The 21455-nt window shown below is 36.1% G+C and carries 20 protein-coding genes; 6 read left to right on the top strand and 14 right to left on the bottom strand.

All coding sequences use genetic code 11. The annotated features are described in order from the left end of the window. Positions 1-84: 84 nt before the first annotated feature. From UMU13_RS07350 to phnD, 12 genes are all read right to left on the bottom strand, one after another. Positions 85-630, bottom strand: coding sequence for an AAA family ATPase (locus tag UMU13_RS07350; RefSeq protein ID WP_328218162.1), 546 nt, complete (start codon positions 628-630; stop codon positions 85-87). 5 nt (positions 631-635) lie between these two features. Then, on the bottom strand, positions 636-1277 hold the full coding sequence (locus UMU13_RS07345) for a DapH/DapD/GlmU-related protein (protein WP_328218160.1): 642 nt from the start codon (positions 1275-1277) through the stop codon (positions 636-638). Next, positions 1264-2433, bottom strand: a complete 1170-nt coding sequence (locus UMU13_RS07340; protein WP_328218159.1) for an alpha-D-ribose 1-methylphosphonate 5-triphosphate diphosphatase — start codon at positions 2431-2433, stop codon at positions 1264-1266. The genes UMU13_RS07345 and UMU13_RS07340 overlap by 14 nt, the downstream gene beginning before the upstream one ends. Continuing rightward, on the bottom strand, positions 2417-3121 hold the full coding sequence (gene phnL / locus UMU13_RS07335) for a phosphonate C-P lyase system protein PhnL (protein WP_328218158.1): 705 nt from the start codon (positions 3119-3121) through the stop codon (positions 2417-2419). The genes UMU13_RS07340 and phnL overlap by 17 nt, the downstream gene beginning before the upstream one ends. Positions 3122-3130: 9 nt before the next feature. Continuing rightward, positions 3131-3967, bottom strand: coding sequence for an ATP-binding cassette domain-containing protein (locus UMU13_RS07330; protein WP_328218156.1), 837 nt, complete (start codon positions 3965-3967; stop codon positions 3131-3133). Beyond that, complete coding sequence (locus tag UMU13_RS07325; RefSeq protein WP_328218155.1) at positions 3967-4788, bottom strand: alpha-D-ribose 1-methylphosphonate 5-phosphate C-P-lyase PhnJ; 822 nt, start codon at positions 4786-4788, stop codon at positions 3967-3969. The genes UMU13_RS07330 and UMU13_RS07325 overlap by 1 nt, the downstream gene beginning before the upstream one ends. After that, positions 4785-5831, bottom strand: coding sequence for a carbon-phosphorus lyase complex subunit PhnI (locus tag UMU13_RS07320; RefSeq protein WP_328218154.1), 1047 nt, complete (start codon positions 5829-5831; stop codon positions 4785-4787). Before UMU13_RS07320 ends, UMU13_RS07325 begins: the two co-directional genes overlap by 4 nt. Position 5832: 1 nt before the next feature. Next, positions 5833-6369 carry a phosphonate C-P lyase system protein PhnH gene (locus UMU13_RS07315; protein WP_328218153.1) on the bottom strand — a complete coding sequence of 179 codons (537 nt, stop codon included), beginning with the start codon at positions 6367-6369 and terminating at the stop codon, positions 5833-5835. Between the two features lie 6 nt (positions 6370-6375). Continuing rightward, positions 6376-6789, bottom strand: a complete 414-nt coding sequence (locus UMU13_RS07310) for a phosphonate C-P lyase system protein PhnG (RefSeq protein ID WP_328218152.1) — start codon at positions 6787-6789, stop codon at positions 6376-6378. 18 nt (positions 6790-6807) lie between these two features. Then, positions 6808-7587 (bottom strand): phosphonate ABC transporter ATP-binding protein, encoded by a 780-nt coding sequence (gene phnC / locus UMU13_RS07305; RefSeq protein WP_328218150.1) that lies wholly within the window; start codon positions 7585-7587, stop codon positions 6808-6810. Between the two features lie 25 nt (positions 7588-7612). Continuing rightward, positions 7613-8431 carry a phosphonate ABC transporter, permease protein PhnE gene (gene phnE / locus UMU13_RS07300; RefSeq protein WP_328218149.1) on the bottom strand — a complete coding sequence of 273 codons (819 nt, stop codon included), beginning with the start codon at positions 8429-8431 and terminating at the stop codon, positions 7613-7615. A 74-nt stretch (positions 8432-8505) separates the two neighbouring features. Next, entirely contained in the window at positions 8506-9507 is a 1002-nt protein-coding gene (phnD, locus tag UMU13_RS07295; RefSeq protein ID WP_328218148.1) for a phosphonate ABC transporter substrate-binding protein, read from the bottom strand. Between the two features lie 251 nt (positions 9508-9758). Here phnD and UMU13_RS07290 point away from each other — a divergent pair, with 251 nt between their 5' ends. The 5 genes from UMU13_RS07290 to UMU13_RS07270 all read left to right on the top strand — a co-directional run bounded on the left by UMU13_RS07290 (position 9759) and on the right by UMU13_RS07270 (position 14719). After that, positions 9759-10958 carry a glycosyltransferase gene (locus tag UMU13_RS07290; RefSeq protein WP_328218147.1) on the top strand — a complete coding sequence of 400 codons (1200 nt, stop codon included), beginning with the start codon at positions 9759-9761 and terminating at the stop codon, positions 10956-10958. Next, positions 10955-11602: a hypothetical protein gene (locus tag UMU13_RS07285; RefSeq protein ID WP_328218146.1), complete on the top strand. Its 648-nt coding sequence runs from the start codon at positions 10955-10957 to the stop codon at positions 11600-11602. The genes UMU13_RS07290 and UMU13_RS07285 overlap by 4 nt, the downstream gene beginning before the upstream one ends. A 1-nt stretch (position 11603) precedes the next feature. Further along, positions 11604-12353, top strand: a complete 750-nt coding sequence (locus UMU13_RS07280) for a polysaccharide deacetylase family protein (RefSeq protein WP_328218145.1) — start codon at positions 11604-11606, stop codon at positions 12351-12353. Next, complete coding sequence (locus UMU13_RS07275) at positions 12337-13386, top strand: lysylphosphatidylglycerol synthase transmembrane domain-containing protein (protein WP_328218144.1); 1050 nt, start codon at positions 12337-12339, stop codon at positions 13384-13386. Before UMU13_RS07280 ends, UMU13_RS07275 begins: the two co-directional genes overlap by 17 nt. Positions 13387-13753: 367 nt before the next feature. Next, positions 13754-14719 (top strand): SLAC1 anion channel family protein, encoded by a 966-nt coding sequence (locus UMU13_RS07270; RefSeq protein ID WP_328218143.1) that lies wholly within the window; start codon positions 13754-13756, stop codon positions 14717-14719. A gap of 3 nt (positions 14720-14722) precedes the next feature. Here UMU13_RS07270 and UMU13_RS07265 read toward each other — a convergent pair whose 3' ends face one another. Next, the gene (locus UMU13_RS07265; RefSeq protein WP_328218142.1) at positions 14723-17137 is read right to left on the bottom strand and encodes a glycosyltransferase; all 2415 of its coding nucleotides are present in this window, start codon (positions 17135-17137) and stop codon (positions 14723-14725) included. A 303-nt stretch (positions 17138-17440) separates the two neighbouring features. On the opposite strand from UMU13_RS07265, the gene UMU13_RS07260 reads away from it, so the two are divergent. Further along, the gene (locus UMU13_RS07260; RefSeq protein ID WP_328218140.1) at positions 17441-19453 is read left to right on the top strand and encodes a hypothetical protein; all 2013 of its coding nucleotides are present in this window, start codon (positions 17441-17443) and stop codon (positions 19451-19453) included. 206 nt (positions 19454-19659) lie between these two features. Here UMU13_RS07260 and UMU13_RS07255 read toward each other — a convergent pair whose 3' ends face one another. Beyond that, positions 19660-21048: a PhoH family protein gene (locus tag UMU13_RS07255; protein WP_328218138.1), complete on the bottom strand. Its 1389-nt coding sequence runs from the start codon at positions 21046-21048 to the stop codon at positions 19660-19662. Positions 21049-21455 lie beyond the last annotated feature (407 nt).

Genomic DNA, 21455 nt, shown 5'->3' with positions numbered 1-21455 from the left:
CTGATTTAACGGGGTAAACTTAACGCTTAAGACTTAACACTAATACACCTCATCCAAAATACGGCTATGTTTTCTTGGAGTTTATTATTTTCGTGACAGCAACTTGTTATCATTTCTTTCTATACGTTTCAAAAGTTCTACAAACTTTCGGCTGCTTGCCTCCTTTTCAAGATAATTATTGAACGTTACCAATTTCTTTGCATTTATTTTTTCATACGTTCTTCCGAGTCTCTTTTGTTGCTCTTTCGTCTTTTCCCGTCCTCTTTCTTTAAGTCTTTGAAGCAACACCTCTTTAGGTGCAGTAATTTCAATAGTGATTACATTTTCGAAAATATGCTCAAATTTTTCCACAACCTGCCTAGATACAGATATTATATTGGTGCCTTCTTTTATATCATCCTTTGCTATACCGTACAAATTAGAATGAGCTCTCCACTCTGCAATAAAATATCCTGTTTTTGAAAGTGTTTCAAAACATTTACGGCTTATATAATAGTTATTTTCTGATTCGTCGGGACTTCTTGTAATGTATCGTTTTACAAAATTACATCTCATGTATTTTGTCGCACCATTGAGAAGCGTATCTTTACCCGCTCCGCTTTGACCCACTATAAGTATAATTTTTTGCATTATTTTTAGCTTTTAGTATATTTTTTAATGAAATATTCGGGATTTTTGAAATCATCTAAACGTTTCTCAATCACTTCATGCGGCCAGTTCCACCATTTTATTTCCATCATTTTTTCTATAATTTCCTCGTTGAATCGGTATTTAATTATCTTGGCCGGAACTCCGGCAACTACAGCATAAGAGGGCACATCTTTTGTAACAACAGAACAACTCCCAACAACTGCTCCGTCCCCGATTGAAACGCCACCCATTATCAAACTGTTATGTCCCAGCCACACATCGTTTCCAATGATAACCTTTTGGTTTCTCCGCCACTCAAAAAATGAGTTGTCATCCTCTCCGAAACCATACATATCTTTTCTGTAAAGAAAATGGTGCTGTGATACCCATTTCATAGGGTGCTGTCCCGGATTAAGTCTGACATAGGATGCAATGTTTACAAATTTGGCAATTTCCGAATAAATAATCTGGCAGTTTTCGCATGTGTAGCTGTAATCATCTATTGATGACTCAGCAATACTGTTATTTTTACCGATTTCTGTATATCTGCCGATATATGTATCTGTAATGCTGGAAGTGGAGTCTATTAGAGGCTCCGGGGAAAGTTTTTTCTTATCAATTTTATTGAGAGATTTACAGTAAAGCATGGTTTAACACCTGTTTATCATTATTTATCCCGTTATATATTGGTTTACCGTTTTTAATTGTAAAAACGATATTTGGTGTGTAGGACTCATCTATCACTATTAAGTCAGCTTTTTTACCTATCGCTATTATCCCCCTGTCTTTTAGACCCGCTAACTGGGCAGGATTAGTACTCACCAGTTGGAGCCCTTTTTCAAGTGGAATGTTGAGGTCCTCCTGAAGTTTGTAAGGCGCCAAAAGCATTGAGGAAGGGTGATAATCACTGCAGAGATAATCACATAAATTTTTGGATATCAGTTCTTTTGCGGCGATATTGCCGCTCTGGGATCCTCCCCTTACCACATTTGGGGCACCCATGCCGGTACTTATGTTTAAACTTTTTGCATATTCAGCCACTTCTATACTCAGTGGAAATTCTGAAAATGTTATCCCGAGATTTTTAAGTGTGTTTAATTTCTCTTTGCAGTCATCATCATGGCTGAGCACCGGAATATTATATGATCTTGCAAATTTTACAAGTTCCTCAACAATACCTGTTTTGTCGGATGAAAGTTTTTTTTCAATATACTTTTCTATATTTTCAATATCAAAACTGTATGCCGAAAGATGATATTTTTTCCATGACTCAAGAGTTTTAAACTGCCCTTGTCCAGGGGAATGGTCCATAAGTGAGAGCATATTGATTTTATGCTCACTGATAAGCTTTTTGACCGTATTAATAGAACTTCGGCTTGTAATTTCAAACCTGGTATGAATGTAGTTATCAACATTTAAAAACCGTTTGTTGCTGAAATATATTTCATTGACAAGCTCTGCTGATTTTTCCGTTCCCCTTCTGTTTTTGGTGAGTTCTTCATCATTGAAACCCACTGCATGAAACATTGTTGTTATCCCCGATAAACCGAGTTTTTTGTCTAAATTCATAACCGCTGCCTTTAGAGGAAACCTTGCTCCGGGCCTTGGTTCAATCTCCTTTTCTATTGCATCCGAATGAAGGTCAACAAAACCCGGAACGATTTTCATATTCCCCATGTCTATAGCCGAGTCCAGGCTTTTATATGGTTCTATTGATGAGATAATACTGCCTGAAATTGCAATATCCGCCGGGATGAATCTGCCACCGGTTAAAATCTGACTGCTTCTAATTACTAACTGCATAGGCCTTTTCCTCTAAATTGTAAATTTTATCACTTACTTTTTGCATTATATCTCTGTTGTGAAAGATACCTATCATGCTTGTACCTTTCCTTTTTATCTCCAGCAATTTTGTAAGTACTTTTTCAGAATTTTCCGCATCCAGAGAAGCTGTAGGTTCATCTAACAATAGAAGATTTTTCGGAGCTATTACTCCCTGGGCAATATTGACTCTTTGCTGCTCGCCTCCTGAGAATGTCAGGGGTGATATGTTGAGCAGCTCTTCTCTGATACCTAAAAAATCCAGAAGTCCTGATGCCTCATCCAGTGCTTTTGTTTCGTATTCTCCAAGATCTTTTAAAGGCTGTGCCACAACTTCTAATGCAGTAATTCTTGGCAGTACACGTAAAAATTGCGAAACGTAACCTACCTCAGCTTTTCTCATTGTCAGGATGGTGCTTTCATCTGCGGCGGCTAAATTAATTGTTTTTCCATTTTTTGAGTAATAAAAAACATTCCCGGAAGAAGGGATGTATGTCCTATAGATACTTTTTAATACAGAAGATTTGCCGCTGCCACTGCTGCCGCTGAGTGCAAGGAATTCCCCTTCTTTCAGCTCAAATGAAACATTGCTGAATCCTTTAACAACAATCCCGCCTTTGGTATGTAAGGTAAAATATTTTGTAAGTTTCTCAACAAGAAGCCGTGTCATTATTTTCTCCTATAAAATACTGGAAACGATAAGTTGTGTATAAGGGTGGAAAGGATCCTCCAGGATTTGGTCTGTAAGTCCCTTTTCCACAATTTCACCGTTTTTCATGACAACTGTTATATCTGTTAAATGTTTTATGACCCCCAAATCATGGGAGACAATTATCATTGCAAAGCCAAGTTTTTTCTGAAGTATTTTTATCAGATCCAAAATTTTTGCCTGGACAGATAAATCTAACCCTGTAGTGGGCTCATCCAGAAGAAGCAGTTTGGGATCCGATGACATTGCTTTGGAAATTTGTACTCTCTGCTGCTGTCCTCCGGAAAATTTATCCGGGTAATTATCTACTCTGCTTAACGGCAATTCAGTTTTGTCCATAAAATACAGAGCTTTTTCTCTTATGTTACGGTACCGGTTCTCACCCTTCATAATTATTTTTTCAGCTATATTCCCACCTGCTGAAAAATGAAAATTCAAACCCAGAGCCGGATTTTGATAGATAATTGACATCAGTGAAGTTCTTAGCCATTTCAGTTCCTGAAGGTTTGCTTTCATTATATCTTTCATTTTCCCATACTTATCTTTGAAGTCGTTTAAAAAAACTTTTCCTTGAGATGCATCGATGTCCCTATAAAGAAGTTTTAAAAGTGTTGATTTACCGCTGCCTGATTCTCCGACTATCCCAAGAACTTCCCCGTCGTTTAATTCAATGTTTACTGAATTAACTGCGACAATACTTTGGCAATGGGGGCATATCGAGTTTCCGGCTTCTGAACCTGTTGATGAAATACACCTGCTGCAACCGTCCCCGAAGATTTTTGTGAGGTTATTGGTATTTAAAATCATTATAGATTTCCTTTTCTGCTTGCACAGTAAGCAGTGTCATTACAGTAATAATGGGGGTTATCATTTTCATCAAAAATCTCATCAAAATATACCCCTGAAGCGCCGCAGATTTCACACCTTTTGTCTTTAAACTCTTCGATATGAAAGCCTTGGTCATCGAATTTTATAGGCTCAACATCGGTGAAAGGAGGAACAGCATAAATTTTTTTTTCTCTGCCCGCTCCCAGAAGTATGAGTGCCTCATTTTTGTTTAGCTTAGGTGTGTCATATTTGGGGATGGGGCTTGGATCCATTATATATCTTCCGTGAACCCTCACCGGATATCTGCTGCCTATTCTGCTGTCCCCGAATTGGGCTGTATCTTCATAAAGAAGAACCCATAATTTGGAATAATCCTCGTTGGCGTGCATATCTTTTTGTTTGGCACTATCTGTTTCCACATTGGAAAGAACTTCCGGTTCCGGCACCTGCAATACAAGTATCTGCCCATTTTTTAAAGGTTTCTCGGGGATTCTGTGTCTGCTTTGTATCAGTGTGGCTTTTTCAGTTTCGGTGGTGGTTTCATTATTTGTAACATTTTCGATAAATTTTCTGATATTTACTGCGTTTACACTGTCATCCGACCCCTGGTCTATAACCTTTAAAACATCTTCGGGACTTATTACGGAAAGTGTGACCTGCAGCCCTCCTGTGCCCCAGCCTCTGGCAATGGGCATCTCCCTTGATGCGAATGAAACAAGATAACCAGGTATGGCTATAGCCTTTAATATTGCTCTTCTAATTTCTTTTTTGGCATCTTCATCCAAAAAGGCGTAAATCATTTTTTCTCCTTTTTGTTAAATTGATTTGCATTGTCAAATACCTGCAGGTCGGATTGAAAAGTAACGTAGTGGGGGAGTTTAAAATGGTTTGCAAACCCGTATGATTCTATGCCGTCTATATGGAACATTATTATCTCAAAATCATCTGCGATATGTTTCTCTCCAATTGTATAAGATTTATTGTAAAGGGAAAGATCCAGTATTGACATTGAAATTGCTTTTGTTTCATTGAATCCGAAACAAAAACCGAAACCTGTGGTGAGCTTGATATCTCCGTTCTGATCCTTATTAAAGGAACCGACGCACTCACATGATGTTACTTCTATATCGCCTATTTTTATTTCTTCTTCAAGAAAAGGGTGCTTAAAATAAACGGGGGCATATCCAATTCGCAAATCACCGATAGTAGGATGAACATCTCCGTAACCCCTCATAGTGGTATATGCAAAAGCAAGCATGGCACCGGTTTCCCCCCGGCTCATAACCTGTTGTACAGCACTCCTTGGGTAAGGGGGATTTGGAAAAACCCTTGTAATATCCCAAATCTGGTTATCTTTTTCTATTTTTTTTACCAAATTATTGTTTCTTAGTGTAGTCAGGGCTGATTTCAGATAGATATCCGATTTGTTGAAGTTTTTGTACTTTTTTTCCCTGTAATCAGCGTTTAGAAGCAGTTTAACAGCATAATCATCCGAAGGACCCAGGATTTGCCCTCCTTCTATATCTTTAAAAGCGGAAGATATTCTTCGGAGAATTCTTATGTCTTCAGTTTTTACTATCCTGGCATCACCTGTCCGCTGGCACGTACTTCTGTGAGCTCTTACATAGAATGAGGCATTAAGGAGATCTCCGCCTGATTTTCTTATTGCTTCAGCACTTAGTAATTTTGTAAAAAGCCCTCCTTCACTCATAACTTTATCAACAGCAAAACTTAAATTATTTATAATAAAATTATTATCAGATTTTCTGTAAAAAAATTGCCTGTAAAAGTTCTGTGAGTATTCAATAGCTTTTTCTCCGCCCTTTACGGCAACATAACCCATTTTAAATCACCTCAATAGTTGTTGTTCTGCTTAATGCTGTTATCAGCCCTTCATCATTTATAAAAAACACTTCTATACCAAGTGGATAAAGACCGTTTTTTTTATTTAGGGACTCTATAAAATACTTGTCCACGGGAAGAGTTATATTATTAAAATTTTTTATTCCGGGACCTGATATTTTCAGCCTGATACCGTCAAAATCACGACATTTAAAAAATACTGAAGCTGAAAACTCAGGATTTTTAAAAGTTCCGCTTTTAGCCTGGGTAACAGGATCGACAGTAATTCCATCACAAAAAATATAGTCTGCAGTTTCCAGAGGGGCTTTATTTGAGTTTGTGATTAAATTTAAAAGGGAAAAATCTTCTGTACCTTTATAAAAAAATGCAACTTCAGGATAGAGCAGGCATGAAGCTATACCCAGAAAAAATGAATCAAAGACCGGCTTAATTTGACCGTTGGTTCCGGGGTGTGCCAACGAGTGCATTAATATTCTGAAGTTATCTCTGTTTAAATCATTTATATTGTGCTTATCCATATTGACCTACATTAAATCAAAGCTTACTTTTGTAGAATTGACCATTTGGTTTATTTTTTCACGGGTATCAGAAATCTTGGTCAAGGTGGAGATATATAACGATTCTATTAAATCTGTGTACAAGCCTGAAGCGAAACATCCGTCTATCATGGATAAAATCAATGACAGTTCAGGGTTATCATCCATTACCATTGCCCACCCTTTACTACCGTTAACTTCCACGGTACTGGTTGTGACAAGTACCTCACCTGCATAAAATGTACCCCCGCTTACAGGATCTTTCACAGGCAGCATTATTGTTTGGGATGTGGGCTCCTGTATAACAATAACTTTTTGTTCACTGCTTATTTTTTCATATAATCGGTTCAGTTGGTTTTTATCTGAATTTTGAAAAACAAAATTTAGATCTCTTCTATTCATATAAGCTCCTTTTATTATTTAAGCATAAAGTGCGTCCGCACTTTCCACACCGTAAAGATTTATCAAATCATTTCTTGAAATATTTTCAGGACTGCCGTCATAAATGATTTCACCATCTTTTAAAGCAACAATTCTTTCGCACCTTGTTCTGGCAACCTCAAACTGATGAAGTGAAACGATAATAGTGGTTTTGTCTGTTCTATTAATGTTGACCAGGTGATTCATAACTCTGTCCGAGGATGCCGGATCAAGGGACGCAATAGGTTCATCAGCAAGAATTATTTTTGATTCCTGTGCAAGTACCCGGGCTATAGCCCCACGTTGCTGTTGCCCTCCGGACAAAGTAGATGCCCTTTGGAATGCAAAATCCACCATATTTACACGCTCCAGAGCTTCCAATGCTTTAATTTTATCTTCCTTTGGGAAGAATCCCAAAGTGCCCTTCCATGAAGGGATCTTACCGAGTCTTCCAATCAGAACATTTGTCAGAAGTCTTAGTCGTCCCACAAGGTTAAATTGTTGGAATATTATACCGATATACTGGTGTGACTGCCGGCAGGAAGATGTTTTTTTACCATTATTTTGGGTTAGCTGACCTAGCATTTCAATTTCACTATCAGGTACAGGATCAATTACTTCAAATCCGCCTAGTAAACGGAGCAAAGTCGACTTTCCTGAGCCGGAAGGGCCTATTAACCCCACCATTTCCCCTTTTTCTATATTTAAATTAATATTTTTCAGAACAGGTTTTCCTTTTTTAAATGATTTGCAAACATTATTTATTTTTATTACAGACACATAACCCTCCAAGCTATTTTTTATATTAAATAAGTTTTTTTCTTAATTGAGAGGAAAGTAAATCTATTAAAGAAACCGTGATAACCACTACGATAATTATTGCTGCAGCATCTGAATATTTAAATGCCCTGAAAGATTCATAGAAAGTAAACCCTATACCTCCTGCACCAACTATACCTAATACAGTTGCAGAGCGGACATTTGTTTCAAATCTGTACAAAGAAAAGCTTGACCATAGAGGCATTACCTGCGGGATTATACCGTAAATAATTTCATGGAAATATCCGGCTCCTGTGGAACGTATGCCCTCTACTGGACGCATATCCACAGCTTCAACGGATTCGGAAAAGAGTTTGCTTATTATGCCTGTATTATGAACAAAAACCGCCATTGTTCCGGCAAAGGGGCCGAGCCCCACTGCTGCCACAAAAAGAATTGCAAAAACCAGTTCGTTTATAGCTCTTGCTGCATCCATAAGTCTTCTGATTGGCTGGACAATCCATTTGGGGGCGATATTGTTTGATGATAACAAAGCAAAGGGGATGCCGAATACAATTGACAAAAAGGTACCCCATGCTGCAATTGTAATTGTCTCAAACATTTTCATCACATAAAGTTTAAGGTCTGTAAAATCCGGTTTAAGAAAATCGGAAAGATAGGTGGCCATATTTGCTGCATCCGTGAATATCATGGGCCATCTGTAAATTTCTGCAGGAAAATAGGAAATACCCAATACTGCAATAATTACTAAAATATAAGTGGTTCTTGAAAAAATTTCAGGCCATTTTATCCGCAGATGATTGGATGCGTTTGCGGAAAGGTTGAGCTTATCTGTATTTTCCATATTTAACCTCTTGTGTTTCAGGGTAAAAAGCCGCTGTTATTAATGACAGCGGCAAGTGATAAAAGCAGGAGGGGTTAATATCCACTTTTACCATAAATTTTGTTTAACTTTTCAAGCCTTTTAATTTCTGCTTCTGCCTCTCTTAAGGCATCTTTGTCATTATTGTTTTCAGCTTTAAGTTTTTTCTTAAATGCCTCTATTTTACGTACATCAAGAAGCTGAGCATTGGATGATGCCAGGAAAGGTCCCCATCCATCTGACATTTGTGAAAGTACTTTTCTTTCCCTTTCAATTTTATCTATGCTGCCGTAGCGGCCGTATTGTATAAAAAAGTACACTACTTTTTCTTTCAATTTTTCGGGGAGATCCTTTCTCCATACTATTGGATCCGAAGGTATAATCGGCGAAGTCCATATTACTTTTATGTTTTTGGCTAATTCAGGTTTTTGCTGAGAAAATCGATATAGAGATTCATTATTGTTTGTGGCTACATGGACTTTTTCGGTTGCCACAGCAACGGCATTCCCTCCATGGTTGGAGCTTGTTACCCTTTTGAAACATTCCTCGGGGGTAATGGCGTTCTTTGCCCAAACATAGTAGCCCGGAATTGCAAAACCTGAAGTGGAGTTGGGATCACCATTACTGAAAGTCAGAGTTTTATCACATTCAAGAACATCCTCAAGACTGTCAACACCTGAGCCTTTATAGGTGATGAGATGGGAATAGTACCCTCTGGTACCGTCATCTTTTATAGTCTGAACAAAAACCTCACCTCCGGCTCTGTCAACTGCTTCAATTGCCGATTTATTTCCGTACCAGGCAATATCGACCTTATCAAATCTCATCGCCTCTATAATACCAGCATAATCAGAAGCAAAAAATGGCTTTACAGGTATTCCCAGAAAGTCTTCCATGCTTTCAAGGAAAGGCCTGAAACTTTTTTCCAGTGCAGTTGTTGATTCTGTTGGTATGATACCGAAATTAATCTGCTCAGGCATATTACCATGAGAATCAGCATGTACGGAACTGATGCCTAATACTAAAATCATAACCATTACTAATAATTTTCTAAACATGCCACACCTCTTCGTTTTTATTGTAACGTAATAATAAATGTGCAATGTTAAAAAGATATTGTCTTTATGTAATTTACCTGTAAATTTGATTTCTCAGTTGCTTGTATTTACTACATGCTTAAATTTTTAAATGTTTTGAAGTATTTAAATTGCTCAATAAATATTTGGATTAAAATACAGGTAATCTCTATTTGACATTATCTTTGCAATTAGTTGATATTTTTCTGACTGTTATTTTGTAGATTTATTTTATGAAAATTTGCGATATTACTCAGCTGTACAGCCCAATCAGCGGGGGAGTTAAAACTTATTTAAATCATAAGCGTTCTTTTTTCCACAAAAAAGCGGATTTTAAGCATATATTGATTATTCCGTGGCACGAGAACAAAACTGTAGAAGAAAACAACCTCAAAACCTATTATATTAAATCCCCGAAGCTCCCTTTTTCTGAAAGTTATCGTTTTTTTATTAGTCTAAAAAAAATTTATAAGATACTAAATGATGAAAACCCGGATATTATCGAAACCGGGGATCCATATATTCCCGGTATACTTGCTCTGATTGCCGGCAGAAGGAATAAAGTGCATGTTGCGGGTTTTTATCATTCTGACATTCCGGGAGCTATAAAAAGAAGTGTTTTAAAATTTTTACCATCTTTTTGTTTCTGTCCTTTTCATTTTATGATTTTAAAATATCTTAAATGGTTTTATTCCAATATGAATATAACGCTTGTTACCAATCCGGATTTTAAAAATTATTTGGAGAAACTCGGAGTTGATAATCTAAAACTTAATCCTTTTGAAGTGGATACAGAATTTTTTTATCCTGTAAGCAGCAAACATAAAATTTACAGGAAATACGGTATACCGGAAAATGCCAGATTACTTTTGTATGTTGGGAGAATTGCAAGAGAAAAAAATGTATCCGCTCTTTCTCCTGTACCTGAATTAATCAAAGAACTTGATATTTACATTATTGTTGCTGGGGATGGAGAACAAAGACGGTTAATTGAACAGATAAGCCGCGGGAATCCGAAAATAAAGTATATTTATTATATTAATGACAAAGAATTACTCAGAGAGCTTTATTCTGCAGCTGATCTGTTTGTTCATCCGGGTATGTCCGAGACGTTCGGGCTCAGTCTGCTGGAGGCTCAGGCGTGCGGAACCGATTGCGTAGCTTTTGAAAAAAGCGGTTTGGAGTATGTAACCCTCAACAAGAATAACCTTGTTAAAACTTTTGGAACAGAGCCCCTGGCTGCAAAAATTAGTGAAGTTCTGGTAAAAAATAACAGGGAAGATAGCAGTAATAATATTGCTGTTCGTGTGCGTGAAAAATTCGGCAAAGGCAGTTTCTATGAGAATCTTATTAATGAATATGAGAATCTTTTGAAAACCGGAAAAAATTCAGATTTACCAACCCGGCAAGAGTGTGAAGAAGGTGCCCGTTGAAGGTTGAGATAGTAAACGTATCCGATGACTTAAAAGAACATGTAAGACAGATATGCAGACAAACAGGTTTTATGGGCAGCAATGTAAAATCTGTTTTCAGCGAAGGAGAAATTTTTGCCGATTTTTTCACAAAATACTATCTGGACTATGAGCCGGAAAACTGCTTTGCAGCTCTGGAGGATGGTGAGATTGCAGGTTATATTATAGGGTCTTTTCATCCTGTAAGATATTTGTTTTTGGGTATGTTTTTTACAAACATTAAACTCTTTTTCAGGCTTATGCTGAGTTTTTCTAAGGGTAAACTGACTAAAAATGACAGAAACTTTTTGAAGTGGTTCTTTCTGAAAGGATTCAGAGAAACACCACGTATACCTCTCATGGCAGCTCACTTTCACATGAATATTGCAAAAAAATACCGAGATGGCAGTGTTTCACTGAAATTACTGAAGACACTGCTGTCAAAGGCTGAAGGGAACGGTGTTCATAAAATTGCCTTTCAAACGCAGATTTATGATGACAGAAGAGATGTGCGTACATTTGAAAGATTTGGCTTTAAACTGTTTAATTCAAGGAGAACAACTAAATTTGACAAGATATTGGATAAAAATGTTTACATTGCCACCTTTATAAAGGACGTTACCTGAAATGTCTGGTAAATTCTTTGTTGTTTCCCTGCACGATGTCCATGCAGGAAATTACCATATCTTTAACGAGTTCATAAAAAAGCTGAATGAGTTGGGTGTCTATTTTGTTTCTTTACTTGTAGTCCCCTATATGCACAAAGAACATGATTTATCTTCCGACCTGAAATTTGTCCGATGGCTTCAGAAGAAACAGTCTCAGGGACATGAAATTGTATTGCATGGATATTACCATTATGAAGAGATTAAAAAAGACAGTATATTTAAAAATATCATAAGCAGTATTTACACCGCACATGAGGGAGAATTTTACAGAATTAGCTATTATGATGCAGAAAGCAGAATCAGGAAAGGCTTGGAGTCATTCCGCTGCAACGGCTTGAAAGCTTATGGTTTTGTGGCACCGGCCTGGCTTGTTAACGACAATACCTTAAAAACCTTAAAAAATGCTGGTTTAACCTATACTACTAAATTAACAGGTATTTTACTGCTGAAATCAGATATATTTCTTAAAGCCCCTGTTTTATCTTTAACTTCACGCAGTCTTTTGAGAAAGCTTCTCTCAATCATATGGGCAAGGCTTTTCAGTTTTATTTCCGTTTTTTCCCCAATTGTGAGGGTGTCGGTGCATCCCGGTGATCTGGAAACACCAATTTTGAAAGAACAGCTTTTAGCAGAGATAGTTCACCTGAAAAAAAGAAGGAATTTTTTAACATACAAGGAGTTATCGGGCTTATATGCAGAATCAGACTGATTTAAGAAAATCAATAAAAAGAATACTTAAGTGGTCACTGTTTGCTGCCGGGATATCTGTTTCTGTTATAACGGTAATTCTTTTTCTGAACCGGAGTAAATTAAGCTTTGGCTTTGCTTTAAATATGGATTATAAAATCTGGTATTTACTGTTTTTCATGACTTTTTTTGCATGGTTTTCCAAAAGCCTCAGATTATTTACTCTTTTAAAGGCATTGGATTACCCGGTGATTTTACGAAAATCTTTTATGATTTCTTTTTCCTCTGAATTTGCAGTGGCTGCCACCCCTTCCGGTTTTGGGGGCAATGTGGTTCAGTTCGCTTTTTTGAAGAAAACCGGCTTGGCTCCTTCAGAAATTATAAGTGTAGTTGCATTGGAGAATCTAATAGATATTATGATTTTTATTATACTTTTTATTCCTATCTTCTTTGTTTTTTTTGGAAACAATTTACTAAATGAATTTTTGGGTTCTGCGGAGAATAAACTTATTATTCCGGCTCTGCTGAATCATTTGGAAATTGTTGCTGTAATTGTTTTGTTTTGCTTTATAATTTTATCGATAATAATGTTAAAGTTTAAAAGGAAGTTTATTGCTTTTTTTGAAAAATTCAATGTGCTGTCTGAAATAAAGAAAAGTTACAGCTGTTTTAAAGAATTGTTCCGCAGGAGAAAATCCGCTTTAATTGCAGTGAGCTTCTTTAGTTTTACCCAGTGGATATGCAGGTATGGAATCTTGCCTCTTATCGCTTATGAATTAGGAGCGGATGAGGGTGTCTTTTTTCTTTTTTTGATTCAGGGGATATTTATATCAATAGGCCATATGCTGTTTCTCCCGGGTGGCTCCGGTGGAGTTGAAATAATGGCTTCAGCAGTACTTACATTTTTTCTTCCGGTACAACTCATAGGAATGACTGTAATATTATGGCGTTTTTTTACATACTATATGTATTTACTCTTGGGCGGGGTTGTGTTTGGTATATCCGTTCATTATTTTGACACTTTTCCGCTTAAAAATAACAAAGCTTACCTTTAAAAGCGTAACGTTTTTAGCAACCTCCCAAAAATTGCACATTTAAATAGTCTGCCAATACTTTAGATCAATAAGGGGGATTTCCACGAATGAAGAGATCGATGTCTGAGGAACGTACTGCCAGTTAACGATCATACCCTGTGAATGAAACTTGTAACTGAGCAAATATTTGCTAATGATAAGAATTATGAGAGGAGGGCATAGGCGGTTACTGGCAGTAGTTACGAGTTCCGATCTCGAATATGAGTGAAAGCCCCCTTATTGGCATAGCTGTTAAAAAATGGGAGGGCGCCAATAACGTTTTACTTGACAACAGAGTTGTTATCTGCATATTTCAATATATGAATAATTGAAAATCACGAGGTGTTGTATGTCTGAAAACAGTAACAGCAGGCTTGGAAATTTTCCTATAAATTTTTTGGCAGTATTATTAGGCTTAATGGGGTACAGTCTTGCTTTACAAAAAAGTGAGCATATATTTGATTTTGGATTTCCTCTATATAAGCCCTTTTTGTATTTTACAATACTACTTTTTGTCTTTTTCCTGGTGGTTTATGCAATCAAATGCTTAAAATACCCTGAAGAGGTTAAAAATGAGTTTAACCATCCAATAAAAATCAATTTCTACCCTATATTGGCAAAGCTTTTTTTAATTCTGGCTATTATTTATTATCCTTTAAATACAGGATTATCCAAATATTTCTGGTTTGTAGGAGCACTATTGCAGATTATTTCATCAGTTGTGATTATGTACATATGGATCAGACATACAAAGTTTGAGTTCCATCACTTGAATCCGGCCTGGTTTATACCTATAGTAGGGAATGTACTGGTTCCTATTGCAGGTTCTCAGCACGGTTTTATAGAAATATCATGGTTCTTTTTCAGTATCGGTTTGGTAATGTGGATTGCATTGTTTATTATAGTTTTCAACAGAATTATTTTCCATAATCCGCTGCCGGATAAACTGATTCCTACATTTTTTATCCTTTATGCTCCTCCCGCAATTGCATTTATTGCATATGTAAATATTACCGGAGCACTGGACGGATTTGCCAGAGTGCTATATTATATTTCTTTTTTCCTGGTAATAGTTGTATTTACCCAGGTAAAAGTGTATTCAAAGATAAAATTTTATATTTCATGGTGGGCTTACACTTTTCCAACTGTGGCTTTCACTGTTGCTACAATACTTATGTATCACAAAACACACATATTTTTCTTTAATGTTTTAGCAATCATTATGTTATTAATTTTAACTTTAATAATAATATATGTCAGTTACAGGACTGTTAAAGCTGTTAGAAGAAAAGAAATATGTATACAGGAAGAATAAACCTTAAGCGCTCAGTGCATTTTTTATACTTTCCAGCTTTCTTACTTTTACCTGTTTTTCTTCTGTGCATGTGTCCGTGTCCAAAAGCTTCTTGAGAATTTTGTTCAGGTCGTATTTTTCAATGACACGATTTCTAGATGCCTTTTTTAGTTTAAGATATTCAGTATAGTTATTTCTTTTCATCTCGATAACGTTTGCTGTAATGTGGAGCCAGACATCTTTGTTTACAGGGGCAATGAAACCGGTTTCTCCATCTTTTATTATTTCCTGGGGGCCGCCAATGTTTGATACCAGTGCGGGGATTCCACATGCCTGAGCTTCCAAAACAGCCATTCCGAATGTATCAGTAACGCTGGGAAATGCCAAAAGGTCTGCTGAATTATAGATTTCAGGTAAATCTTCATAATCCATCTTACCTTTAAGTATAATATCCTTATTCCGTTTTACTTTTTTGTATAACGTTTTGAAATAAGGACCATCTCCAACTATTTCAAGTTTTACATCCTTTATTCTTTTTTGAAGTTTTTCAAAAAACTCAATGAGAAAATCCATGTTTTTATCTTTGGATATCCTACCTACATAGAGCAATTTAAAGAACCCTTTTTCTTCAGTCTTGGAATGGGGTCTGAAGATATCTGTTTCAATTCCTCTTTTAAAGTAACCCAGATTCGTTTTGCTGAACCCTTTGTTTTCAAGTTTTTGCATATATTCGTTTGTGGGTACAAGTGTTTTATTCATTTTTGAAAAGAACCAGTTTGTGTAAGTATCTACAATATCTGTAATGTTTTTATCCCGAGCGATTTCACTAACCTCACAGGCAAAATCGGTATGATAAATTCCTGTGCATTTTATATCCAGGAGGTTTGCAATCAGAAGCCCCGCAAGTCCCATGGGTCCGGGAGTCGAAATGTAAATCTCATCGGGATTAAATTCATACGCAAACTTCAATAGTCTCAGCATTGAGGGAATTTTTATCTCTAAATGGTTGTAGTATGGCATTTTCAGATTATGCACTGATGGAATTATTTCAATTTGTCCCGGCAGATTCTCAGGGATTTTTTTATCTTTGAGTGTGGCAACAAACATCAAATTTGAATCCACTTCAAAAGCTTTCTTTGCAATCGTTTGAAGTGTTACGGAAACCCCATTAAGATCATTTATTGTATCTGTAAACCATAAAATATTATTCCTTTTTAGAGATTTATCATCTAAAACGTCCTTTTTGAGACTTTCTATCATCTCTTTGCCGGCATACATGTGCTTAAAAGAAGTGTAAAAAGGCATTGTTATGAAAATTCCCGGTATAGCAGAAGAAGCTGATTTCCCCATTTTCACAACATCCAGATTTGTGACACCTTTGTCAAATGATTTCAGCAGTATTTTAAAAATCTGATCTGTACTGTCGGTGATTTTTTCATAAATCAAATCCAGTCTTCTATCTATATTGTCAGTATCTGTACTCTGAACACTTTCCACAAGCTCAGCAATTGCTTTATAAACAGCACTTTTCTTTTTAGATTTCATTTTGCTAAGTTTTATTTTATCTCTGAAACTGAGCTTAGTTTTCTCAAAAATTAAGCTGGTAATTTCCTGAATACTGGATTTTTTAAAAGTTTTGTTTTTTTGTCTGGCAAAATCGCAGGCTATTTTATAAATAGCAAATACAAGGCCTTGGAAGTTATTGGTTCTACCTGAAGCCATTGTTTTTTTGTTTTTGATACTTTCTAAGAAGTTATCGATATTTGTTTCCTTTGAAATGGTGTAAGTTTTGCCAGCAAAAAGTCCCGCATGGTCGTCAGACCCCCCTGTAAATCCTTTTAGCCATGGATCATCACTTATTGGTTCAATTTTATGTTTGGTGTATATGTCTTCGATGTAGCTTTCCGTTAGTCCTCCCAGAATTGCCAGCCATGAATTGTTATGCAACTCGCTTCTGCTTCCGTTTCTTACCTCGAAAATATCAAAAAGGAGAATAAGCTTTTCCAAATGTTCTTTTGACAGCTTTCCGTTTACCGAATATGTTGCATGAGCTACAGAGTATGCAAGATTCTCCTGCTTTATAAAATCTCTAAACGTGTATATGTCTGTGCGTATTTCCTGGATATTTTTAAACTGTTCATAATCAAGACCGTAAGTCAGGATATGAACTTTGCACCCGTCTTCCGGAAAATATACTGTTGATTCCACACCTGTAATAACATTTTCAGGGTATTTTTCCTTTAGTTCCAGTGAACCCTTTATTTCATTATGGTCGGTAATGGTTACAAAGTTCATCCCCCTTTGAACTGAAAGTTTGTAAAGATCTTCAGGTTTTGAATAAGATTCTGAAGCACCGAGCTTTTTCAAAAACCACTCCGAAGGACGGCTGGAATACATTGAATGGAGATGCAAATCTGCTTTAGTTAATTTATCACTCATAATACCTCCGCTTTTTAATTTATACTAAGGAAAAATATTAAGATTTTGTGATAAAAACTTTAAATAATTGTAAAAAATTGTTTTTGATTTTGGACAGGATGAAAATTCTTAATAACTCAGAAAGTGAAGTACTATTCCGGCAAAATTTTATTTTAAACCCTTTATTTACAGTTATAAGGGGATATTATTCCGTTTTCTGGAAAATGAAGAAAAACATTATTTAATGATGTATAAATGTAAAAAAGTTGTAAATGACAACAAATTGCTTAAAAATTCCACTTTAAACATATATAAAGATTTCTTATGAGAAAAATATTGATTATTTTGATGTTTTTGGTTTTGGCTAAATTTTCTTTTGGCGCTGAAACGTTTTTTCATTTGAGTGATAATCTGACTGTTATTTCGGCGCTGTCAAATGCTATTTCAGACTCAGCCGACCTTTTGGACAGAACAAAGGCGGGATATCCGCTTATTTTTTTCTTGGAAGTTAATAAAAAAATTAAAAACGGTTTTAAAGTATCGGTTATTAAGACCAATAGTTACTGGAAAATAAAAATTTCCGGGAGTACTCAACAGAATATTGTTTACGGTGTGTACTCTTTTCTTCAGGATGCCGCAGGTTTTCGTTTTGTACATCCGGAACAAACTGTAATTCCCCGCAGAATTTTATTGGAGAATATAAGCTATAATAAATATCCTAACTTTAAGAATCGCGGCTTTCATCTGCATACACTTCATCCCACTGAACTTACTGAATATCTGCATGCACCCTGGAGAGCAGGGGCTATGGAGAAAATAGACAATTATCTGAAATGGCTTGTAAGAAACGGTCAAAATGTTTTTCAGTTTTATCTTTTACGGACTGTGAATTTGGAAAAATGGTCGGATTATGCTCCTGAACTTGTTGAAAGAGCACACAATTATGGGGTGAAGGCAGGCATAATGACGTCATTCAGCATGATACAGCAGAATGCTTTTCAGTTTGTTACGCTGTTTAAGAATAATTATAAAAGGCAGATCGACGAGAAACTTTCAATGTTGTTCAAGTCCGACTGGGATTTTGTTTCCATTGATACCACCATGGGAGAATTTTTGCCGGATTTAAGGGTTACACATTCGGACGAAATACAATACCTGATAAGAAAAATTGAGAGGGATTATTCAAGCAAGGTTTTTCTTGCAACACATGTAATAAAAGATGAAAAACGAATATTACATGACGGTAATTGTAATATAATGAGCGATAATACCGGAATATTGATTCATACGGTTATGTGCTATGCCCTTAAGGACAACTATGCCCCCGCCTATGAAAATAAGAATTTTCGGTTTATGTACAGCAAACTTTTGCATTATAACAGAGAAAGAGATGTATGGTATTGGCCAGAGTCTTCATACTGGGTTACATTCGATAATTCAATTCCCAATTTGTTTTTACCATATCTGACTTCTAGGTGGAATGATATAATGCTTTTAAAAGGTAAAGATATAGCCGGACATTTGACGTTTTCTTCGGGCTGGGAATGGGGGTACTGGTTAATTGACTGGGCTGTGGCAAAATGGTCATGGACTGGGAACACAGAAAATCCAGGCTCTGAGAAAATTAATATTTTCGAATTCTTATTTGGTAAAAATCTATTATCACGCTTGTTCGGCAAATCACTTGATCTGCAGATGGAGTTTTTGATTGATGAAAAGCTGCTTGAATATTTGCCGGCAGCAGCGCCTTTTTCAGAACTTCCCCCGCCTTTTAACAGAGGATTCCAGCCGAGACCTGTATTTACCATGAAAGAGATTTTGTCAATGAACACAAAAAATGCCGCAAATATAGCGGAGAATAAAAATATCATGATGCTGAAAGAATTTTACAAGCAAGCAATAACCCTCAGCAGTTTAATTGATAGGGAAATTGATGATATTGAGAACAAAGTGTTGTCAGATTTAGCTGACGAGCTGAACAATGCCCTTACAGTGACAGCATTGAGGGCTAAATTTAAATATTTGCTGCTTACAGCTTCCGCATATAAATCTTTGGGAAATATAAAAGGATATAATGCGAAAATGACAGAAATGTCTTTTGTTTATCAGAGTGCACTTAAACTGGTAAAAGAGCAAAAGAGATATTACAGATTTGATGGATATATATCAGAAAGATTTGACAGCTTTACATCTTACGGTTTCGGATACCTTTACCCTGTTTCAAATCTTTTTTTCTGGAAAAGGGAGATGGAACAGCTGAGGCGGGAGCAGTTTAACGCTTTTTTTATGAACATATGGGATTTTGAAAACATATTAGGACTTTCCAGTTTATTTTAGAAAGAAACGCAAAAAACGTTCAACATATAACGTTCAACGTTCAAGGTTCAACGTTATTCGTTGTTATTCATAGTTTAAATAAACTTAGCACTTTGCACCCCAGTTAAACATAAAAGCTGGTTTAACATGGTAAACTTAGCACTTAGAACTTAATGCTTAGCACTAACATACCACTCCTCCACTCTTCCACTCTTCTACTCTTCCATTTAATTTAGAAAATCGGAGGCTTCCTGGGCGATTTCGCTTCTTTCACATCTATCGAGTATAATCGAGGCTGCAATCTTTGATTTATTCTTTTTAAACCTCTCAGAACTATAAACCAAACCATTATCTTTTTCATCCAGGTAAGGGTTGTCTATTTGGGAAGGATCTCCTGTCATAACTATTTTAGTGTTTTGCCCCGCTCGGGTAATTATTGTTTTAACTTCATGAGGTGTAAGATTTTGCGCTTCATCGATTATCAGGAAGGAGTCGTGGAAAGTTCTGCCTCTGATAAAGTTTATTGCTTCCACCTCTACAAAATTTGTACTTTTCAGGTAATCCAGTGTCAATTCATTCATATGTTTTTTCAGAAGTGCGTTATCCTTACTTACAGGTTGTTTGTCCTCGCTTATATTGTCAAGAATAAGCTCCATATTGTCATAAATGGGTTTAAGCCACGGTTCCAGCTTTTCGTTAAGATTCCCTGGAAGATATCCCAGATCTCTGCCCATAGGCACATGAGACCGTGTTATCACCATTTTTTTGTATTTTTGGGTTAATACCTGTGATAATCCGGAAGCAATTGATAACAGTGTCTTCCCTGTCCCCGCGAAGCCGATTGCAAATACAAGTTTGATATCATCCCGCATAAGGGCATCATAAAGAAATTTTTGTTTATAATTAAGAGGTGATATATAGAAATTTGCCGGTTGATTTTTCAGAAGTTCCAGTTTTTTCGATGATTTCTCATTAACAATACGGCACAGAGCTGTTTTTTTACTGTTCATAAGGGAAGCTACTATTGCATAGTCGGGCAAAGTCTCTGAGTTTTGGTTAAACTGGACTTCAATCTCATCTATGTCGATAAAATTTTTTTCATATATTTTATCGATATTTTCATCTGAAGAAACGTACATTATGTCGTTACTGTTTAAGCATTGAAAAGATTTCTCGTGGTAGTAATCTTCAGCTTTTATCCCTATAACCTCGGCTTTAATTCTGAGGTTTACATCTTTTGATACCAAAACAGTTGTTCTGGATGATTTACTTTTTAAATTTAGTGCTGCTTTGAGGATAAAGTTATCATTAATATTTTTCCCTAATTCTATAGGTGCACCCTTATCCTCTATGTGGAATCTGACGAAGAGCTTGCCTCCGTTTTTGAGTTTTACTCCTCCCAGCAGATCCCCTGTAGACCTGTAATTTTCAAGCTGCCTAATAAATTCCCTTGCGTTGTAGCTTCTTGAATCAAAGCCTGTTTTGAGATTATCCAGCTCCTCAAGTACTATTGCAGGGATGTAAATGTTATTATCTTCAAAAGAATCTAAACAATACGGGGAGTGAAGAATTACGCTTGTATCGAGTACAAAATTTTTTTTCTTTGATTTAGTCATAATGCCACCTTCAAATTATTAAATATTTTATTACGTTTTGCTCATTGTTCCTGTTGCAAGTCTTTGCGAGGAGTTGTAACGACGAAGCAATCTCTTTTTTATATTATTTTGAGATTGCCACAACCGAGCACTTAGATTCTTAAGTGCTCGGTTTCGCAATGACATAGCAAAGTACGAAACTTGAAGTTTTATTTTTATAATTTTAAACAAAAAGAATCAGAAAATTGTTAGGAAGTTGTCAAATAATCTTTAAGTATTTTAATTACATGAAGTATGCAGTGTCTTTAAAATTTATTGAGAAAACCATAGTTTCCTCATTTTACAAAAATTTTACATGCACATTACATATATATAACATGTTAGCACTATTAATTTAATCATTCACAATCAGGCAAATGATTGGAAAA

Origin of the sequence: Flexistipes sp. (genome assembly GCF_036172515.1) — a bacterium.
Classification (GTDB): domain Bacteria; phylum Chrysiogenota; class Deferribacteres; order Deferribacterales; family Flexistipitaceae; genus Flexistipes.
Note: the sequence above shows the minus strand (reverse complement) of the source record. Positions and strands in the feature narration are given on the sequence as shown.

Excerpts from the sequence above, each read along its gene's own strand:
- UMU13_RS07350 (WP_328218162.1), bottom strand. The coding sequence starts at position 630 with ATGCAAAAAATTATACTTATAGTGGGTCAAAGCGGAGCGGGTAAAGAT.
- UMU13_RS07345 (WP_328218160.1), bottom strand. The coding sequence starts at position 1,277 with ATGCTTTACTGTAAATCTCTCAATAAAATTGATAAGAAAAAACTTTCC.
- UMU13_RS07340 (WP_328218159.1), bottom strand. The coding sequence starts at position 2,433 with ATGCAGTTAGTAATTAGAAGCAGTCAGATTTTAACCGGTGGCAGATTC.
- phnL (WP_328218158.1), bottom strand. The coding sequence starts at position 3,121 with ATGACACGGCTTCTTGTTGAGAAACTTACAAAATATTTTACCTTACAT.
- UMU13_RS07330 (WP_328218156.1), bottom strand. The coding sequence starts at position 3,967 with ATGATTTTAAATACCAATAACCTCACAAAAATCTTCGGGGACGGTTGC.
- UMU13_RS07325 (WP_328218155.1), bottom strand. The coding sequence starts at position 4,788 with ATGATTTACGCCTTTTTGGATGAAGATGCCAAAAAAGAAATTAGAAGA.
- UMU13_RS07320 (WP_328218154.1), bottom strand. The coding sequence starts at position 5,831 with ATGGGTTATGTTGCCGTAAAGGGCGGAGAAAAAGCTATTGAATACTCA.
- UMU13_RS07315 (WP_328218153.1), bottom strand. The coding sequence starts at position 6,369 with ATGGATAAGCACAATATAAATGATTTAAACAGAGATAACTTCAGAATA.
- UMU13_RS07310 (WP_328218152.1), bottom strand. The coding sequence starts at position 6,789 with ATGAATAGAAGAGATCTAAATTTTGTTTTTCAAAATTCAGATAAAAAC.
- phnE (WP_328218149.1), bottom strand. The coding sequence starts at position 8,431 with ATGGAAAATACAGATAAGCTCAACCTTTCCGCAAACGCATCCAATCAT.
- phnD (WP_328218148.1), bottom strand. The coding sequence starts at position 9,507 with ATGTTTAGAAAATTATTAGTAATGGTTATGATTTTAGTATTAGGCATC.
- UMU13_RS07290 (WP_328218147.1), top strand. The coding sequence starts at position 9,759 with ATGAAAATTTGCGATATTACTCAGCTGTACAGCCCAATCAGCGGGGGA.
- UMU13_RS07280 (WP_328218145.1), top strand. The coding sequence starts at position 11,604 with ATGTCTGGTAAATTCTTTGTTGTTTCCCTGCACGATGTCCATGCAGGA.
- UMU13_RS07275 (WP_328218144.1), top strand. The coding sequence starts at position 12,337 with ATGCAGAATCAGACTGATTTAAGAAAATCAATAAAAAGAATACTTAAG.
- UMU13_RS07270 (WP_328218143.1), top strand. The coding sequence starts at position 13,754 with ATGTCTGAAAACAGTAACAGCAGGCTTGGAAATTTTCCTATAAATTTT.
- UMU13_RS07265 (WP_328218142.1), bottom strand. The coding sequence starts at position 17,137 with ATGAGTGATAAATTAACTAAAGCAGATTTGCATCTCCATTCAATGTAT.
- UMU13_RS07260 (WP_328218140.1), top strand. The coding sequence starts at position 17,441 with ATGAGAAAAATATTGATTATTTTGATGTTTTTGGTTTTGGCTAAATTT.
- UMU13_RS07255 (WP_328218138.1), bottom strand. The coding sequence starts at position 21,048 with ATGACTAAATCAAAGAAAAAAAATTTTGTACTCGATACAAGCGTAATT.